Source organism: Candidatus Marivariicella sp. (assembly GCF_983056325.1).
Window position 1 is genome coordinate 48,484 of sequence record NZ_CEZOWA010000009.1, and the last position, 17,956, is coordinate 66,439.

Annotated in this window: 15 protein-coding genes and 1 tRNA gene; 6 read left to right on the top strand and 10 right to left on the bottom strand. The window is 34.0% G+C overall.

Annotation, left to right across the window (positions count from 1 at the left end; all coding sequences use genetic code 11):
- Window positions 1–57 precede the first annotated feature (57 nt).
- Window positions 58–1,539 (top strand): glutamate--tRNA ligase, encoded by a 1,482-nt coding sequence (gene gltX / locus AC3ATN_RS04380; protein ID WP_487532017.1) that lies wholly within the window; start codon window positions 58–60, stop codon window positions 1,537–1,539.
- 7 nt (window positions 1,540–1,546) lie between these two features.
- The gene (locus AC3ATN_RS04385) at window positions 1,547–2,485 is read left to right on the top strand and encodes an SPFH domain-containing protein (RefSeq protein WP_487532018.1); all 939 of its coding nucleotides are present in this window, start codon (window positions 1,547–1,549) and stop codon (window positions 2,483–2,485) included.
- A gap of 11 nt (window positions 2,486–2,496) precedes the next feature.
- Here AC3ATN_RS04385 and AC3ATN_RS04390 read toward each other — a convergent pair whose 3' ends face one another.
- Complete coding sequence (locus tag AC3ATN_RS04390; RefSeq protein WP_487532019.1) at window positions 2,497–4,158, bottom strand: glutamine--tRNA ligase/YqeY domain fusion protein; 1,662 nt, start codon at window positions 4,156–4,158, stop codon at window positions 2,497–2,499.
- Between the two features lie 77 nt (window positions 4,159–4,235).
- Here AC3ATN_RS04390 and folB point away from each other — a divergent pair, with 77 nt between their 5' ends.
- Both folB and AC3ATN_RS04400 read left to right on the top strand, forming a co-directional pair.
- On the top strand, window positions 4,236–4,595 hold the full coding sequence (folB, locus tag AC3ATN_RS04395) for a dihydroneopterin aldolase (RefSeq protein ID WP_487532020.1): 360 nt from the start codon (window positions 4,236–4,238) through the stop codon (window positions 4,593–4,595).
- Between the two features lie 27 nt (window positions 4,596–4,622).
- Window positions 4,623–4,693: transfer RNA gene (locus tag AC3ATN_RS04400), tRNA-Cys, on the top strand.
- Window positions 4,694–4,723: 30 nt separating this feature from the next.
- Here AC3ATN_RS04400 and AC3ATN_RS04405 read toward each other — a convergent pair.
- Entirely contained in the window at window positions 4,724–5,416 is a 693-nt protein-coding gene (locus tag AC3ATN_RS04405; protein ID WP_487532021.1) for a GIN domain-containing protein, read from the bottom strand.
- A 6-nt stretch (window positions 5,417–5,422) separates the two neighbouring features.
- The gene (gene rnr / locus AC3ATN_RS04410) at window positions 5,423–7,582 is read right to left on the bottom strand and encodes a ribonuclease R (RefSeq protein ID WP_487532022.1); all 2,160 of its coding nucleotides are present in this window, start codon (window positions 7,580–7,582) and stop codon (window positions 5,423–5,425) included.
- Window positions 7,583–8,077: 495 nt separating this feature from the next.
- Here rnr and rpiB point away from each other — a divergent pair, with 495 nt between their 5' ends.
- Window positions 8,078–8,500: a ribose 5-phosphate isomerase B gene (gene rpiB, locus AC3ATN_RS04415; RefSeq protein ID WP_487532023.1), complete on the top strand. Its 423-nt coding sequence runs from the start codon at window positions 8,078–8,080 to the stop codon at window positions 8,498–8,500.
- A gap of 2 nt (window positions 8,501–8,502) precedes the next feature.
- On the top strand, window positions 8,503–8,949 hold the full coding sequence (locus AC3ATN_RS04420) for a GNAT family N-acetyltransferase (protein ID WP_487532024.1): 447 nt from the start codon (window positions 8,503–8,505) through the stop codon (window positions 8,947–8,949).
- On the opposite strand, the gene rnpA is transcribed toward AC3ATN_RS04420, so the two are convergent.
- The 7 genes from rnpA to lepA form a co-directional block, all read right to left on the bottom strand.
- Window positions 8,933–9,283, bottom strand: coding sequence for a ribonuclease P protein component (gene rnpA / locus AC3ATN_RS04425; RefSeq protein WP_487532025.1), 351 nt, complete (start codon window positions 9,281–9,283; stop codon window positions 8,933–8,935). The two genes, AC3ATN_RS04420 and rnpA, sit on opposite strands and share 17 nt — an antisense overlap.
- Window positions 9,270–11,108, bottom strand: coding sequence for a M1 family metallopeptidase (locus AC3ATN_RS04430; protein WP_487532026.1), 1,839 nt, complete (start codon window positions 11,106–11,108; stop codon window positions 9,270–9,272). Before AC3ATN_RS04430 ends, rnpA begins: the two co-directional genes overlap by 14 nt.
- 42 nt (window positions 11,109–11,150) lie before the next feature.
- The gene (locus AC3ATN_RS04435) at window positions 11,151–12,002 is read right to left on the bottom strand and encodes an MBL fold metallo-hydrolase (protein ID WP_487532027.1); all 852 of its coding nucleotides are present in this window, start codon (window positions 12,000–12,002) and stop codon (window positions 11,151–11,153) included.
- 6 nt (window positions 12,003–12,008) lie between these two features.
- Entirely contained in the window at window positions 12,009–12,986 is a 978-nt protein-coding gene (locus AC3ATN_RS04440; protein ID WP_487532028.1) for an SMP-30/gluconolactonase/LRE family protein, read from the bottom strand.
- 6 nt (window positions 12,987–12,992) lie between these two features.
- Complete coding sequence (locus AC3ATN_RS04445) at window positions 12,993–15,203, bottom strand: SulP family inorganic anion transporter (RefSeq protein ID WP_487532029.1); 2,211 nt, start codon at window positions 15,201–15,203, stop codon at window positions 12,993–12,995.
- Window positions 15,196–16,062, bottom strand: coding sequence for a universal stress protein (locus AC3ATN_RS04450; RefSeq protein ID WP_487532030.1), 867 nt, complete (start codon window positions 16,060–16,062; stop codon window positions 15,196–15,198). Before AC3ATN_RS04450 ends, AC3ATN_RS04445 begins: the two co-directional genes overlap by 8 nt.
- A 96-nt stretch (window positions 16,063–16,158) precedes the next feature.
- Window positions 16,159–17,955, bottom strand: a complete 1,797-nt coding sequence (gene lepA, locus AC3ATN_RS04455) for a translation elongation factor 4 (RefSeq protein ID WP_487532031.1) — start codon at window positions 17,953–17,955, stop codon at window positions 16,159–16,161.
- Between the last annotated feature and the right edge of the window lies 1 nt (window position 17,956).

Consider the following 17,956-nt stretch of genomic DNA (forward strand, 5'->3'; position numbering starts at 1 on the left):
AATATACATCAAACTATATGCAGTTGAAAGTAACCGATTTTTTATATTTACAAAATTATGAAAGAAAGAGTACGATTTGCACCTAGCCCTACTGGGCCTCTTCACATAGGCGGCCTAAGAACGGCGCTATTCAACTATCTGTTCACAAAAGGCAAAAAGGGATCCTTTATTTTAAGAATAGAAGACACGGACAGAAACCGTTTTGTTGAAAAAAGTGACGACTACATAGAGCGAGCTTTAAGCTGGGCTGGGATAATTACAGACGAAAGCCCGTCAAAAGGAGGGGAGTTCGGTCCGTATAGGCAAAGTGAAAGAATTGACATATATAAAGAAAAAATTAATGAGCTGATAACGGCTGGTAAAGCATATTACGCTTTTGATTCGGGAGAAAGGCTAGCTGAGCTTCGGGCTCTGGAAGAGAAGAAAGGAAAAGTGTTTAAATATGATAGATTGGTAAGGGGTTCTCTAGACAACTCCTTGTCTATGAAAAAAAAAGACATAACTGATAGAGTATTAAAAGACTCCTATGTCGTGCGTTTGAAAGTAGAGGACGGAGAGACAATATCTGAAGACCTTTTAAGAGGCCATATTCGGGTTAATAATCAGGTTTTAGACGATAAAATTTTAATTAAGGCGGACGGATATCCTACCTATCACTTTGCAAATGTAGTAGACGATCACATGATGAATATAACCACCGTTATAAGGGGGGAAGAGTGGCTTCCCTCGTTGCCTCTTCACAATTTGATATATGATGCTTTTAACTGGAATAAGCCATCATTTATACATCTACCCTTGATTTTAAAGCCAAATGGGAAAGGAAAGCTATCAAAAAGAGACGGTATAGAGGGGGGGTTCCCGGTGTTTCCTTTAAAATGGAAAGAAGAAAAAGGTTTTCGCGAAATGGGGTTTACAAGTGAAGGAATAGTTAATTACTTAGCGCTGCTGGGATGGAGTCCTGGGGATGATAAGGAGGTGTTTACCTTTTCAGAGCTCCAAAATAGATTTAGCGTTAAAGGGATACAAAAGGGTGGTGCCAAATTTGATTTTGAAAAAGCAAAGTGGGTGAATCATCAGCATTTATCGAAAATGAGTTTTTTTTCCTTTGAAAAGTTGTTTCCAAATTTATTTATTGAAATAAAGAAAAAATATCCTACAAAATGCGAAGGCATATATATGCTTGTGAGGGAGCGCCTCAAACTAGCAGGTGACTTAAAAGAAGAAACCTCTTTTTTACTAGAAAACCCAACACAATTAGACGAAAAAGTGTTAAATAAATTAATGTCGAAAACAGATGTTGAAAAATTAACAGCAGATATAATTAGAATTGTTGAGGTTACAGGGGTTAATGAATTAAAAGAAAACCTTATTGAACTATCAGACAACAGAAAAATTGGGATAGGGATAATAATGCAACTTATTAGACTGAGTTTTATTGGGAAAATGTCTGGTCCTGACATTATTAAAGCGGCGAATCTAATGGAAAAAGATGTAACTTTAGAAAGGTTATTAAACTTAAAAAAAAATCTAACAAAATAATTTCATTATGACTATACTTTCTTCAGTACTGACCCTTTTTACGGTTCTAATTATCTTATCGGGTGTTTTTATTGTAAAACAACAATCTACAGCAATAGTCGAGCGATTTGGCCGTTTTTTGGCTGTACGCCATCCCGGAATACATATAAAGATTCCTTTTGTTGATAAAATAGCAGGAAGGTTAAGTTTAAGAATTCTTCAATTAGATGTGATTGTGGAAACAAAGACTAAAGATGACGTTTTTGTGAAGCTTAAGGTTTCAGTTCAATATAAGGTTATTGAAGATAAGGTTTACGATGCTTTTTATAAACTTGACTTTCCTCAGGATCAAATCACATCTTATGTTTTTGATGTTGTGCGAGCTGAGGTACCAAAAATGATTCTCGATGATGTGTTTGAAAAAAAGAACGAAATTGCTAATGCCGTTAAAGGTGAACTTAATGAAGCCATGAGTAACTATGGGTATAACATTATTAAAACACTTGTTACGGACATAGATCCAGATGCAGAAGTCAAAACTGCCATGAATAAAATTAACGCTGCGGAACGACAAAAGGTTGCTGCTCAATATGAAGGGGATGCCGCAAGGATATTGATAGTAGAAAAGGCTAAAGCGGAAGCTGAAAGTAAAAGGCTTCAAGGGCAAGGGATTGCAGATCAGAGGAGAGAAATTGCTCGTGGTCTTGAAGAGTCTGTGGATGTTCTTAACAATGTTGGGATAAACTCTCAAGAAGCCTCTGCATTAATAGTTGTTACTCAGCATTATGACACATTACAGTCAATTGGAGGAGAGACAAATAGCAATCTTATTTTACTGCCAAATTCTCCGCAGGCAGGGAGTGAAATGCTTAATAATATGGTAGCCTCCTTTACCGCAAGTAATCAAATTGGTGAAGAAATGAAAAAACGAAACGACAAGCTAAAAGATGAAACAAAGAAAAAATAAATTACTTTTATTTATGACCACGCATCTCTCAATCCAACAGTTTTGTTGAAAATTAAAAGGGATGAAGTGCTCGTTCTATCAACATTGAAATACCCTATTCTCTGAAATTGGTAGGGTTCACAAGCTTTAGCGGTCAAAATACTAGGCTCTATAAATGCGTTTTGAACAATTAAAGAGCTTGGATTAATAAATTCAATAAAGTCTTTGTCTTTATGTTGGTCCGGAGAAGGATCATTAAAAAGTCTGTCATAAATTCGGACATTAGCGTTTATGGCATGTTTAATACTTACCCAATGAAGGGTTCCTTTTACTTTTCTTTTACTAGCTTCGGATCCTGAGCCACTTTTTGACTCCTTGTCATACGAACAAAGAACTTCAATGATATTACCGTCGTCATCTTTGACAACACCTTCTCCTTTTATAATATATGCATTCTTTAACCTGACTTCTTTTCCTGTGGTAAGTCTAAAAAACTTTCTGTTAGCTTCTTCTTTAAAGTCTTCTCTCTCTATATATAAATGCTTTGAAAAAGGGATTTCTCTTTTACCAAGTTCAGGCTTTTCTGGATTTATATCACCACTTAAGAGCTCCTCTTCTTTGTCAAAATTAGTAATTGTAAGTTTTAAAGGGTTCATTACCGCGTTTACTCTAGGAGCAATTTTATTTAGATGGTCTCTTGCGCAAAACTCTAATAATGATACTTCAATTATGTTTTCTCTTTTGGCAACCCCTACAGTCTCGACAAAAGACCTTAAAGAATCAGGAGTATAGCCTCGTCTTCTTAATCCTGATATGGTAGGCATTCTTGGGTCGTCCCACCCCTCAACGAAACCCTCATCAACCAAAACTTTTAATTTTCTTTTTGATGTAACGGTATATGATAGGTTTAACCTCGCAAATTCAGTTTGAGAGGGGAGCCTGTTAATTGTTGGGAGGGCTTTTAAAAACCATTCATACAAATCCCGGTGGGGTTTAAACTCGAGGGTACATAATGAATGTGAAACTTTTTCAATATAGTCTGATTGTCCATGAGTCCAATCGTACATTGGATAAACCTTCCATTTATCATTTGTTCTATGGTGATTTTTATCGAGAACTCTATAAAGTACTGGATCTCTCATTAGCATATTCGAGGACTGCATGTCAATCTTAGCTCGAAGTACGTGGGCGCCCTCAGGATGTTTTCCGTCAGCCATTTCAAGGAATATTTTTTTACTCTTCTCAATATCCCTGTCTCGAAATGGACTTTCTGTTCCCGGGGTAGTAGGAGAACCTTTTTGTTTTGCTATTACTTTAGAAGCTTGAGAATCAATATAAGCAAGATTTTTTTCTATTAAAAAAAGAGCCCATTTAAATAATCTGTCAAAATAATCAGAAGCATATAATTCCTTACTCCACGAATAGCCGAGCCACTTAATATCTTTTTTAATTGCTTCTACATATTTTACCTCTTCGTTTTGAGGGTTGGTGTCATCAAATCGAAGGTTTACTGGCGCCTTGAACTTCAGGCCTAAGTTAAAGTTAAGACAGATGGCTTTCACGTGGCCTATATGTAAGTATCCATTTGGCTCCGGAGGGAATCGAAAGCACAATTCGCTTGGACTAAGACCATTTAAAAGATCTTCCTTTATAATCTGCTCTATAAAATTTTCAGCAGGATAGCTTTTGTCCATTTATATTTTTTGGTAAATATATGAAAAGAGAGTATCATCCATTCATTTGTAAACTAGTTTATATCTTTGTGGAAATTATGGGGAAAATTATTTTAAGAAACATCAAGATTTATACAAATCATGGGTGTTTAAAAGAAGAAGAGTTGATTGGGAGTGACTATGTTTTCCAGATAGAAGTCGATGCAGATCTGGAAAGGTCTAGTGTGACGGACGATCTAATGGATACTGTAGACTATGTGGCGCTTAATTCAATAGTAAAAGAAGAGGCAAATAAAAGATCTAAACTTTTAGAAAGCGTTGCAAAAAGAATAATAGATCGAATTTTTAATGAGCACCCTATTGTTCAAAAAGCCAAAGTTGAAGTTTCAAAAATCAACCCTCCAATTGGTGGAGATGTTGAAGCGGTATCTATTATAGTTAAAAGAAAAGAAATTTAGAAGAATTAGTGTTATTTTTGTGCTCACGGCATCGTGGCCGAGTGGCTAGGCAGAGCTCTGCAAAAGCTTCTACAGCGGTTCGAATCCGCTCGATGCCTCTAAACCCGTTATAAATTATAACGGGTTTTTTATTCCATTTGCTTTATTGAGCCTCCAAGTAGAGTTTTAGTAATTAGCTTTTTTGGTTTTCCGTAAACTCTAACAATTGACCCTGTTGTAGATTTTATATCCATAAGAACTGAAGACTTTGAATAAACTACAGACCCTATATTGGCTGTAATTTTAGTTTGTTCTGAGTCAAGCTCCTCTGTTGAGCATATTCCCCCAGTATTTGCAATGATTTCGACTACAAGTGAATTTCCAGTTAAGGTGACTGATCCTCCAGAGGCAACCTCTATCTTAATTTTTTCTGTAACTACGTATCCTTCAAGAGAAGAGCCTTCTTTTACCTTGATATTCAAGTTTGTTTGAGTGATAGTGTCTTTAAGTAAAAGCTTTGATCCTTGAAATAGTTTAATTTCATCTATTTCACTTTTATAATAAACATCAACAAATATTTTCCCTAAAGACAGTTTTTTATCAATTCCTGATTTAAGTTTCAAAACTTTATTTTTAATTTTGTATCCAAAAGTACTCCTGTCTTCATTATTGTCACTTACAACTATTTTGTTGTCATCACCCTTAATTAGATTAACCTCTATTCCTGCATAAACAATTAAAGTTTTAAAATCGCCTAAAAGGGTCGTCTCTGAATATTGTTCTTGTGCATTTATTAGTTGCAGTGAAATTAAAACTAGTAGTGTAATTAATAATCTTTTCATTTATTTTTAATTAAGTAATGTAAAATCTAAGTGTCTATTTAGTATGTCTGCTTTTTTAACTTTTATTTGTATTTGATCCCCAAGTTTAAAAATTTGTTTTGTTTTAAATCCTTCTAATTGATGTTTTTTCTGGTTGTAAAAGTATTGATCATCATCTATGCTTTTAACTGAAACCATTCCCTCGCATTTATTCTCGTTAATTTCTACATAAATTCCCCTGTCGGTTATACCTGAAATGATACCCTGAAAATTTCTTCCTATTTTATCTTCCATATATTTAATTTGCATGTACTTTACCGAATCTCTTTCTGCTTTGGTTGCCAACTGTTCTCGTTGAGAGGAATGAGTACACGCTTCTTCTAGCGTATCTTTATTAACAGCTTTTCCTTTGTTTAAATAATGTTCTAACAAACGATGAGTTAATACATCAGGATATCTTCTTATTGGAGAAGTAAAATGAGAATAACTTTCAAAAGCTAAACCATAATGACCTATATTATTTGTGGTATATATTGCTTTTGACATGCATCTTAAGGTTAAAGTGTCTATCATGTTTTGTTCTGGCCTTCCCTTTATGTTAGTTAAGAGCTTATTTAGGGAATTATTTATTTTATTTTCTTCTGTATCAAGACGATAACCAAAGCTTCCTACTACATCTTTTAAATTTTTAATTTTTTCTTGGTTTGGCTCATCATGAACCCTATAAACAAACGGCAGCTTTTCTTTCTTTCTTTCTATAAATCCTGCAACTTTTTTATTTGCTAGTAGCATAAATTCTTCGACCAACTTATTTGCCTCCTTTGATGTTTTTAATTTTATACTTTCAGGTTCATTATTTTTATTTAAATTAAACCCCACTTCAACTCTATCAAAAGAAAGAGCGCCTGAAAGGAGTCTTTTTTCTCTCATTATTAATGCAATATTATTTAAACATAGAATAGCTTCAAGTATTTTGTTTGATATTGAATATTCTTTTTTTTCTAATGATATTTCTTTACTCACAAAACCCTTCTGGGTTTCAATTATTTCTTGAACTTCTTCATAAGAAAACCTATGATCTGATTTAATAACTGTTTTTCCAAACCACTCTGATAGAATTTCTCCTTTTTTATCTATTTCAAATATTGCAGAAAAAGTATATTTTTCTTCATTTGGCCTTAAGGAGCACAAATTATTTGATAAAATTTCTGGGAGCATAGGAACTACTCTATCTACTAAATAAACAGATGTTGCCCTTTTGTAAGCTTCATCGTCTATAATTGTGTTTTCTTTTACATAGTGAGAGACATCAGCTATATGAATACCTATTTCAAATTTATCTTTATTTATTTCTTTGAATGATATTGCATCATCAAAGTCTTTAGCTGTGATGGGATCGATAGTAAAAGTTAGTATATTTCTTATATCTTTTCTTTTATCTATCTGTTTCTTTTCAATGTTTTTATCAATCAATTCTGCTTTCTCTATTATATCTTTTGTAAATTTATAAGGAAGTCCGTAGTCATAAAGAATAGCATGCATTTCCACATCTATATTTCCTGGTTCTCCTAAAACATCTATTATTTCTCCGTAAGGTGATTGCGCTTTTTTTGGCCAATCTTTTATTTTCACTATAACTTTTTGTCCATCCTTTGCTTTATTCATTTCTTTAGAAGACAAAAATATATCTGTGTACATCTTCGATCCTCTTGTTAAAACAAAACCAAATTCTTTTTGTTTCTTTAAAATTCCTACATACTCATTTTTATGTCTTTTTATAATTTCAACAACTTCTCCTGAAATACTATCGTTTTTGTTTTTTCTATTATACACGTATACTTTAACTATATCTTTATTCAGAGCTCTATTAATATGTTTTTTAGAAATAAAAATATCATTTCCTTCCTTTAGTAAATAACCATTACCGGAACTCGTTATATCTATGATTCCCTCTTCATACGATATGTTTACTTTTAAATAACTAAACTTTCCTTCTGTTTTTTGTTCAATTTTTTTAAGATTAAACAGTTTATTTAAAGATTTTAATACACTACTCTTATCTATTGATTTATCTAAAAGAATAGCTGATGAGATTTGTTTATAGTTAAAGGAATTATTTTGATTCTTTGTTAAGAATTTAATTATTCTTCTTTCTAAATCAATTACATTTTTATTTTTATTTGACATTATATTGTTTAATATTATAAAATTAGGTATTAGATTTTTTAAAGAAGCATAGATTTATAAACAACTTTATATATTATATAATTAATTTTAAAAAATAATTAAAAAAAATAGTGATTATTATAGTATGTTAATATGTAAAACAACTTTATAATTAATCCCTTTGATAGTATATAATTAAAGTTTTATATATAGTTATTAACGTATATATTTATATTAAAATGTTGATTACAAATTATATAGATGAGTATTTAACATAAGTTAATACTTAAGAATAGTTAATAAAATAATTTATAAATAAATAAAAATATGTTTGTAAGGAGTGAAAATATATTAATAATTATGGAATATAAAAGAATAAACTAATTTGCATTAAATAATTTTTTATTCAATAGGATATAACATATTGTAAATGCAAATTAAGTTATTATAGTTACTAACATGTTTTAAACTAGATATAAAAATAATTATAAACAGAATAATACTTAATATATAAATATGAAAATAGCTATAGGAAACGACCACGCAGGCGTAGAATATAAAAAAGAAATAATTAATTTTCTAAAATCAAAAAATATTGAAATAAAAAATTATGGAACAGATGATGAAAATAGGGTAGATTATCCGGATCACATTCATCCTGTTTCAAAATATGTAAGTGAAGAAAAGGAAAGAATAGGAATTATTATTTGTGGAAGTGGAAATGGTGCAGCAATGACAGCAAATAAAAGTAAAAAAATAAGAGCAGCCTTGTGTTGGAATAAAGAATTATCTAAACTAGCGAGAGAACATAATGATGCTAACGTTATAAGTATACCAGCAAGGTTTGTTTCTTTGAAAGAAAGTATTGAAATGATAGAAATATTCCTTACTACGAAATTTGAAGGGGGAAGACATCAAGAAAGAGTAAATAAAATATAAAAATGTTAAATTTTAGTTGTTTTAAATTTGAAGAATTATCCAATTCAAAACTATATGAAATATTAAAGCTCAGATCTAAAATTTTTGTAATAGAACAAAAATGTCTCTATCAAGACATGGATGCGCTAGATAACAAAGCATATCATATTCTCATAGAAAAAAAGAATAGTATAATTGGCTATTCAAGAGTACTGGAAAAAGGATCTGTTTATAAAGATTATTTGTCAATAGGAAGAGTTTGTGTGGATGAAAAAAACAGAGGAAATAAAATAGGGGACTTGCTAATTGAATATTCTTTAAAATTAGCAAAAGAAAAATATAAAAATATTCCTATTAAAATTTCTGCACAGAGCTATTTAAAGGATTTATATAAAAAACATGGTTTTATTTACAAAGGAGAAGAATATATAGAAGATGGAATTCCTCATAGCGCTATGTATCTTGAATGAGTTTTTTTATTACTAACTGAATATTAGTAAATAATATAGCAGAAGAAGAAATTTCTTTACCCAAATAAATAAAAAGGTAATTTCCAGGCAAACAATTATCAAAAAAACTGTTTTTTTCTATATTTACCCCCGCTTTTATTCTTCTTTTTATAAGGTTTCTATCTACAGCCCTATTAAAATTTTTTTTAGAAACAGTATAACCAACAAAATAATCTTTATCGTTTCCAGCGTAAAACCTTAAACCAATATTGTTTGCCTTATAAAAATTTCCTTTATCAAAAACAGAACTAAAACCCTCTTTTGATTTTAAAGAGAATAATTTAGTTTTTTTCATCCTTCAATTCCAAAAAATAATCATTGTTATTACGGTCGATGTCTGCCATATATCCAGTAGGATCAATTACAATAGCAATAATATCCTTTTTAGGTTTTTTAATGATAAAACTATACTTTGGCATGGACCAAGACCAATCTTTATTAACTACCCAAGAAAAATTATATGGATTTTCTTTTTCCCCCCTCATTAAAGAAATTGGAATATATTGAATGTCAAAACTACCATCGCTATAGTTTATTAAAACATCTAAAGGCATCGGCATAGCTCCAATTCGCTCAAGAGTAACGACCGTTTCATTATTAATTTCTTCAACTTTATTAATTCCATAATCTATTTGATTTGTAGTTTGAGTCCAGTCTGTTAAATACCACTTTAATTGTATGCCAGAAACACGCTCCGCTACTCTTCTAAAGTCGTTAGGAGTGGGATGAGTAAACTTGTGAAGGTTGTAATAATCCTTAATTGTTATTGACAAGTTTTCTTGACCAATAATATAACCAAGCTGAGCTAAAAAGACTGCGCCCTTACTGTATGCAGTACTCTCATAAGCCATATTATAGCTATACCTATTTGCGTTGGTTGATTGTGGTTGCTCATGACCAGAAAGCGCTAAATTTAAATAACTTCTGTACGATCCAACCAAAGGAAAAGGCTTGTTTTCGTCTAAAATTTTATCCACAGCTAGTTTTGAAATATAAGAAGTGAAACCTTCATCCATCCATTCATGTTTCATTTCATTAGTGGCTAGCACATGCTGAAACCAAGAGTGTGCCAACTCATGAGCTGTTACCCCAACCAGACTGCCAAACTTTCGCTTACCAGTAATTAGAGTGAGCATTGCATACTCCATTCCGCCGTCCCCTCCTTGAACAACATTATACTCTTTGTAAGGGTAATTACCAATAGTATTATTAAAAAAGCGCATTAGTTCAGCTGTTTTGGGCTGAAGATTTTTCCAATTATCTATAATCTCAGAATCATTTTTGTAAAAAAAATGAAGCGTAACGTCGTTAGGGCCCGGATAAGTGTCATGAATAAATTCAGGATCAGCTGCCCATGTAAAATCATGGACCATCGGAGCAATAAACCTCCAAGATGTTTTACCTTTTTTTGAATTAGATTTCTCCCCCCCATATCCATGACCATAATTTAGAGGGTTTTCTAAATATCCGCTTGCCGCCACCACATAGTCTTTATCAATATTTATTGTTACATCAAAATCCCCCCAAACGCCATGAAATTCTCTTCCAATGTAAGGCTCCGCGTTCCACCCATCGTAGTCGTATTCTGCCATTTTTGGATACCATTGACCCATAGAAAGGGCCACCCCTTCTTTTGAATCCCGGCCTGCTCTTCTAATCATTTTGGGGACCTGACCTTCAAAATCAAGCGTAAGAACTGTGGCCTTACCCGGAAGCAAAGGCGTGTCTAAGGAAACCTCTAGAATAGTCCCCGATTCCTCGACCAATAACAATTGCCCATCCTGTTTTAAATTAGAAACAACCAGCCTTCCTATTTCGTTACCAGGAATTGTGTCTATATCAACATTAAAACGTTTATTTTTGTCTTTTCCGTTTTTAATACTTTTTGCCATTTCACTACCAGGTTTAAAAGCATTGAAGTAAAGATGATAAAAAACCTTGTTTATGGTGTCAGGAGAGTTGTTAGAATAAATTAGCTTTTGAGTTCCGTCATATTGAAAAGAATCGACATCCATATTTACGATCATTTGGTAATTAACAGACTGCTGCCAGTAGTTTTGTGAAAAAAGAGAAGCGCCAACAGAAAAAAATAATATTGAAAATAAAAAGTAACGTAACATAAGGCTTGTATTTAAGGATTAGCTAAAATAAACAAATCAAGATTAACAGAATTCTTTTAAGGTTGTACTTTGATCAAAACGCACACCTTTTTCAGTCATTTTAATTGAAACAACTTCGTTAAAAGGATCGTGCTCCATAAAAAGAAACCAATCACCCTCGAGGGCGGACTTTAAAAAAGAAGTTTTCTCTCTAAGAGTTACAAGAGGCCTAGTATCATAACCCATAATATAAGGGATAGGAATGTGACCAATCGTTGGAATAAGATCTGCAGCAAAAACTATTATTTTTTCTTTATACTTAATCACGGGAAGCATCTGTTTTTCTGTATGCCCGTCCATTAAAAGAATGTCGAAGCCTAAGCCTGCATGGGATAGTTGTTTTTCAGTTCCTGACAGAAGATTTAATTGACCACTCTCGCTAATAGGCAAAATGTTTTCAGAAAGAAAAGATGCTTTTTCTCTTGGATTTGGATTTGTAGCCCAATCCCAATGGTTTCGATGAGACCAAAATTTAGCATTTTTAAATGCTGGCTCTAAAACGCCAGTAGAATTATATTGGATTGCACCGCCGCAGTGATCAAAATGGAGGTGGGTCAAAAAAACATCAGTAATGTCGTTTTTGTGGAATCCAGCTTTTTTAAGAGATCTTTCCAAGGTACTATCCCCCCATAAAGCATAGTATCCATAGAACTTGTCGGACTGTTTGTTTCCCATTCCAGTATCAATTAAAATAAGCTTATCTCCGTCTTCAATGAGTAAAGAGCGCGCAGCCATCTTTATTCTATTATATTCGTCAGAAGGGTTTGTTCGTTCCCAAAGAACTTTTGGAACAGCGCCAAACATTGCTCCGCCGTCAAGCATAAAGTTTCCCGTTTCAATGCTGTGTAACTTCATAAGGACTTAGTTTTTTAATTGTATACGCGTAAGGTATTTGTCAGAGGTCATATAAAGCGCACTTTCGTCTGCATTAAACGCGCAATTAGCAGTAGCAACTTTAGTTTTAATTGTTCCAAGATGTTTCCCCTCAGGATTAAAAACTAATACTCCGCCGGGTCCAGTTGCAAAGACATACCCTTTAGAGTGGACTTTTAATCCGTCAGCTAATCCCCTTCCTTTTTTACCTGTAGCATCAAAAAATATTTTCTCGTTTTCTAGCCTTCCGTTGTTTATAGAAAAAGACTTCCAGAGATTCCTTTTAGGGTCTGAATTGGCAACATACAAAATAGATTCGTCTGGAGAAAAAGCTAGCCCATTAGGCCTGTTGAAGCCGGAATACACCCGTGTAGTTTTTCCGGAAGAGTCATGCCTATAAACTCCATTTTCGGAGATTTCTTTCAGAGGATCTTTGTCTCCTTTTAGCCCGTAAGGAGGGTCGGTAAAATAGATATCACCATTTTTTGAAAGAATTAAATCATTTGGGCTATTGAATCTTTTTCCTTCAAAGCAATCAACAAAAGACTTAAACCCTGCAGCATTAGAAAGGGGTTGTTCTATAATGGCTATTCTACGGTCACCATGTTGAGCAATAAGGAGATTTCCTTGAGCATCTAGAATTAAGCCATTTGACCCACTTTTTTTTTCGTTAGGAGCAATACCAGTATATCCACTTGGATTCAAAAAAACAGAAAGCCCATTTTTTTCACTCCACTTATATATTTTATTTTCAGGAACATCCGAAAAGAGCACAGCATTTAACTCAGAAACCCAAACTGGCCCCTCAGCCCAACTAAACCCATCGGCTAAAATTTCGATGACTGCGTCTTCGGCAATGAGAAAGTTTATTTCTGGGTCTATACGCTCAATCGATCCAATTGTTTTTTGGGCAGAGATTCGTAAAAGTATAGAGAAAGTGAAAGCAATCAAAATAATGTTTTTCATAATTAATTATTTTTTCAATATATGAGTTAGCTCGGTTCCAAAAGATAGCATTTTTTTAATTTCATCAATACTCGATAAGCGGTTTTTACCCTTAATTAATATGATGTCTTTGTTTGTCTCTATATGAAAATAAGAATGACTTTCGAAAAAGAAAATTAACTCAGGAGTAAACCATTCTCGTATTTTAGATCTGTTTTTCCCTGAAAGGAAAAAGCGCCTTGAAAAATCGGGAGCATCAACAAAGTCGATGTCTTTGTACCCTAAAGGCTCATAGAGGCTAGCCAACAAATGTTCTTTATCTAATATAAAATGAGGAATCTGTTTCTCTAGTTTAATCATTAAAAAAGAGGACTTTAAATCTTCTTTGGAAATAAACGCTCCTTCACTATACGAAAGGTCAAAGAGAGAAAATCGTCCTGCAGTATCAACCAAAACATTGTATTGATAATTTATTTGCTTCGACTTAAAGTATTCAAACTTTTCAAGATTTTGTGGGTCAGAAGAAATGTCGGGGCGATAGGACCATTTTAGTTTTTTAGAAAGATTTTTTAAAGATTTTTGTCTTTTGGTTAGGTGACTTCCAAGATTCAAAAAGTCTTTTATTGGCACCACTTTTCTAATAGCAAAAGGATGTTGTGTATTTGAAAAATGGACATCTAACCCAATAATCTCGAACACCCCGTTTTTGCTAGAAAAGCTTCTTCGGTATCCATTGAGACCCTCCATCACGGTGTGATCTACAAACTCACAAAGAGAAAAATCTACAACAGCATGTTCATGTTCTGGGATTTCGTCAAGAAGAGCTTTTAACTTGTAAAAGTTCAGAAAGCTGCAGAAGTTTTTAACGCTAACAAAATAGTTTCCGCTGTCTTCTTCCTTAAACATTAATACGTTTGGCTTCAACCAGTTTCTTGTAAAGAGGAAAAGACTTTTGTTGATCAAGACATGAATTATAAAAGTTGCTAATACTCCAAAAGTAATTCCCGTAATCAAGCCATAAGCTAGGGTCATTCCAAGGGTGACAATAAAAATTGCAGCCTGTTCTTTACCAATCTTGAATAAAAGTATTAAGTTTTCAGGAGCCGCTAAGCGATAACCAGTATACACTAAAATAGCCGCAAGGGCCGGAAGTGCTATTCGCTGGATCTGATCTTGAAAGAGAAGGATAAATCCCAATAAAAAAAGGGCATGGAATAAATTTGCCGATTTATTAGACCCACCATTATTAACATTTACTGAGCTTCGGGCAATTACAGTCACTACATTTAACCCTCCGATAAAACCACTTATAGCTGTAGCAATTCCCAGAGCTCTAAGATCTTTATTTACGTTTGACCTTCTTTTAAGAGGATCCAGCTTATCTACTGCTTTAATGCTTAACAACGACTCTATGCAAGAAATTAAGGTTAGTGAGAAAACAACCCCAACAAAATCTAATGTTTTAATCTTTCCAAAATCAGGAAAGGGAAGGTTGCCTAACAAATTTTCAGGAAGCGCTATGAGGAGGTTCTCGCCGATAGGATAGGGAGTAGCCAAAACATATTCGTAATAATAACTTAGTCCTATTGCCAAAACAACAACCCACATAGGAGCAGGAACTAAATGAAAAATAGGGTTTCTAATTTTAGAGTATAAAGTTAAAATTAGAAGACATCCAATTCCCATTGTTGCAGCAACAAGCACTTCTAAAGAAGCGTTTTGAATAATAAACAAAACACTTTTGGGAACCTGTGTTAAAAGACTTAAGGGGCTTCCTTTTGCTGTTGTTATCCCCAGCATAACATGGATTTGCTTAGAAATAATACCAATTCCAATGGCCGCCAACATTCCCTGCAAGGCTGAGGCAGGAAAAAACTCACTTAAAGCTCCAAAACGAAAAACACCAAAAAGAAAGATTAATATCCCGGAAAGCGCAACAGCTGCCAATGTATAGAGATACCCTTGGTAAAGGTCACCTTCACCCAAAAGTGTAATTGATGAGAGTAAAACGATAACTAACCCATTTCCTGGGCCAGCAATCGTTAGCTGAGACCCACCCAAAAGTGCAACAACAACCCCCCCCACTACAGCCGAAATGATTCCAGCGACCGGAGGGGCTTCTGAAGCTATCGCAAGCCCCAGGCCAAGAGGTAATGCCACTAAAGAAACTACGAAACCAGCAAAAATATTTGCAGGGAGGGCACCCATAAAAGCTCTAAAAGAGATAGTTTTACTCATTTTCTTTGCTTTTTATAATGAGCACATCAGTTGGTAATTCAGACAAAATGTACTCCAAATCTTGAGGAAAAATCCTTCCTAAAAAACTCTTTCTATTTTCAGCGGCATTCATTATCAGGAGTTCAGCACGAACAACCTTTGCATAATGACCAATAGAATAACCGCGTGTGCCAAAAATATTTTGAGAATGAACCTTAACCCCCTCTAACAAGGAGTCAGGGATATGGGACAAGATTTCTTTAACACGAGTAAGCTCTCTGAGGTTCAGCTCTTCTTTCCTTAAAGTAACCTTTCTTAAGCTATGATCATCATCCGCTTCAACTGCGACCTCGGAACGATTTATTTCTTCTACTAATGTGACTTTTTTTACATTCAGTGCCTTTCCAAAATGGAAAGCTGAAAGAATGGTAGATTCTGTTTGGGGGCTTTCGAAAGCATTAACAACAATATGCTGGGTAGGCTTTCTTATCAATGAGGGTTTGATCAGCAACAGCACAGAACAAGGCGCATTACGAGTTAGTTTTCGAGCAATTGACCCCATATAAAACTTCAACATGTTTTCTCTTTGCATTGCCCCTAAAAGCAGTAAATCGATATTGTTTTTTTTGCACTGTTCTCTAATTGTATCTACTGGCTCTCCTTTTTTCCAGATGATCGAAAGCTTTTTAGACTTTACAGGAGAATCCTCAAGGATATCATTAAATGTTTTTTCTTTATCTATGGAATTAGAGCCAACGTGGAGAAAATAAACATGAGCATTTAAAAAACTAGACAAACGTATAGCTTCAAATACATTTGCTTTTAAGTTAGGAGAAAAAGCAAATCCCATTAAAATATTATCAAATTGGGAATTTTTCAAAAGATGATGTTATGATTAAAAAAAGATACAAAAAACTTTAAATATCATTCATAAGTCGTTTTAGACATTTTAATAAGGCACTACTTCTTTGGGAGACTAATCATTTAGTTTAAGAACCGCCATGAAAGCTTGTTGAGGAATTTCAACATTACCAATTTGACGCATTTTCTTTTTACCCTTTTTTTGCTTTTCAAGAAGTTTCCTTTTTCTGGAAATATCACCACCATAACATTTTGCTGTAACATCCTTTCGGAGCGCCTTAATTGTTTCTCGAGAGATTATTTTTGCTCCAATTGCAGCCTGAACAGGAATATCAAACTGTTGTCTCGGTATAAGCTGTCTAAGCTTTTCACACATCTTTTTCCCAATATTGTAAGCATTATCTGCGTGAATTAGCGCAGAAAGGGCATCAACTTGATTACCGTTTAAAAGAATATCTACCTTAACAAGCTTCGAAGCCCGCAATCCAATTGGGGAATAGTCAAAAGAAGCATATCCTTTTGATACAGTTTTGAGCCGGTCATAAAAATCAAAAACTATTTCCGCCAGCGGCATATCAAAAGTGAGTTCAACTCTTTCTGGGGTTAAATAGCTTTGGTTGGTGATGACCCCTCTTTTTTCAATACAAAGAGACATTACATTCCCAACAAAATCTGACTTTGTAATGATAGAGGCTTTTATATAAGGTTCTTCCACCCGATCTAAATAAGAGGGGTCTGGTAAGTCAGATGGGTTATTAACAGGAATTATTTCTTCAGGATTTTTTTTGACGTAAGCTCGGTAAGAGACGTTAGGAACTGTGGTTATAACAGTCATATCAAACTCTCTTTCTAAACGTTCTTGAATAATTTCTAAATGAAGCATTCCTAAAAATCCACAGCGAAACCCAAAGCCTAAAGCAGCAGAACTTTCTGGAATAAAAACGAGTGATGCATCGTTAAGCTGAAGCCTTTCCATGCTCGAACGAAGCTCTTCATAGTCTTCTGTGTCTACAGGATAGATTCCAGCAAAAACCATTGGCTTAACCTCTTCAAATCCGTCAATTGCTGGTGTGTTTTCGCTTCTTGAACTAACAATAGTATCTCCAACCTTAACCTCACTGGCCTCTTTAATCCCCGTTATTAAATACCCTACATCTCCAGCAGAGATTGAATTTGTAGGTTCTTGCTTTAACTTGAGCAAACCTACATCATCAGCATTATACTCTTTCCCTGTAGACAAAAACTTAATTTTGTCTCCTTTTTTAATACGACCATTTATTACCCTAAAGTATGTTTCTACACCCCTAAACGGATTGTAAATGGAATCAAAAATCAAAGCTTGTAGTGCCTGATCAGGGTCCCCTTTTGGAGCAGGGACCTTAGAAATAATCGCCTCCAAAATAGCCTTTATGCCTAAACCAGTTTTAGCAGATGCTGGAATTATATCTTCAGATTTACACCCAAGCAATCCGACAATATCATCTTTTACCTCTTCAGGGTTAGCGGAAGGAAGGTCAATTTTATTTAAAACAGGTATTATTTCTAAATCATTTTCTAATGCTAAATATAAATTTGAAATAGTTTGAGCTTGGATGCTTTGAGCAGCGTCAACAACAAGCAAAGCGCCTTCACAAGCAGCTATAGACCTTGAAACCTCATAAGAGAAGTCAACGTGTCCGGGAGTGTCAATTAAGTTAAAAACATACTCTTCTCCCTGATGAGAATACTCCATTTGTATCGCATGAGACTTTATGGTTATACCCCTTTCCCTTTCAATATCCATATTATCTAAAAGTTGGTCTTGCTTCTCTCTTTCGGTAACAGATCCTGTAAAGTCCAGAAGCCTATCCGCAAGAGTACTTTTTCCGTGATCAATGTGAGCAATTATGCAAAAGTTTCGTATGTTTTTCATT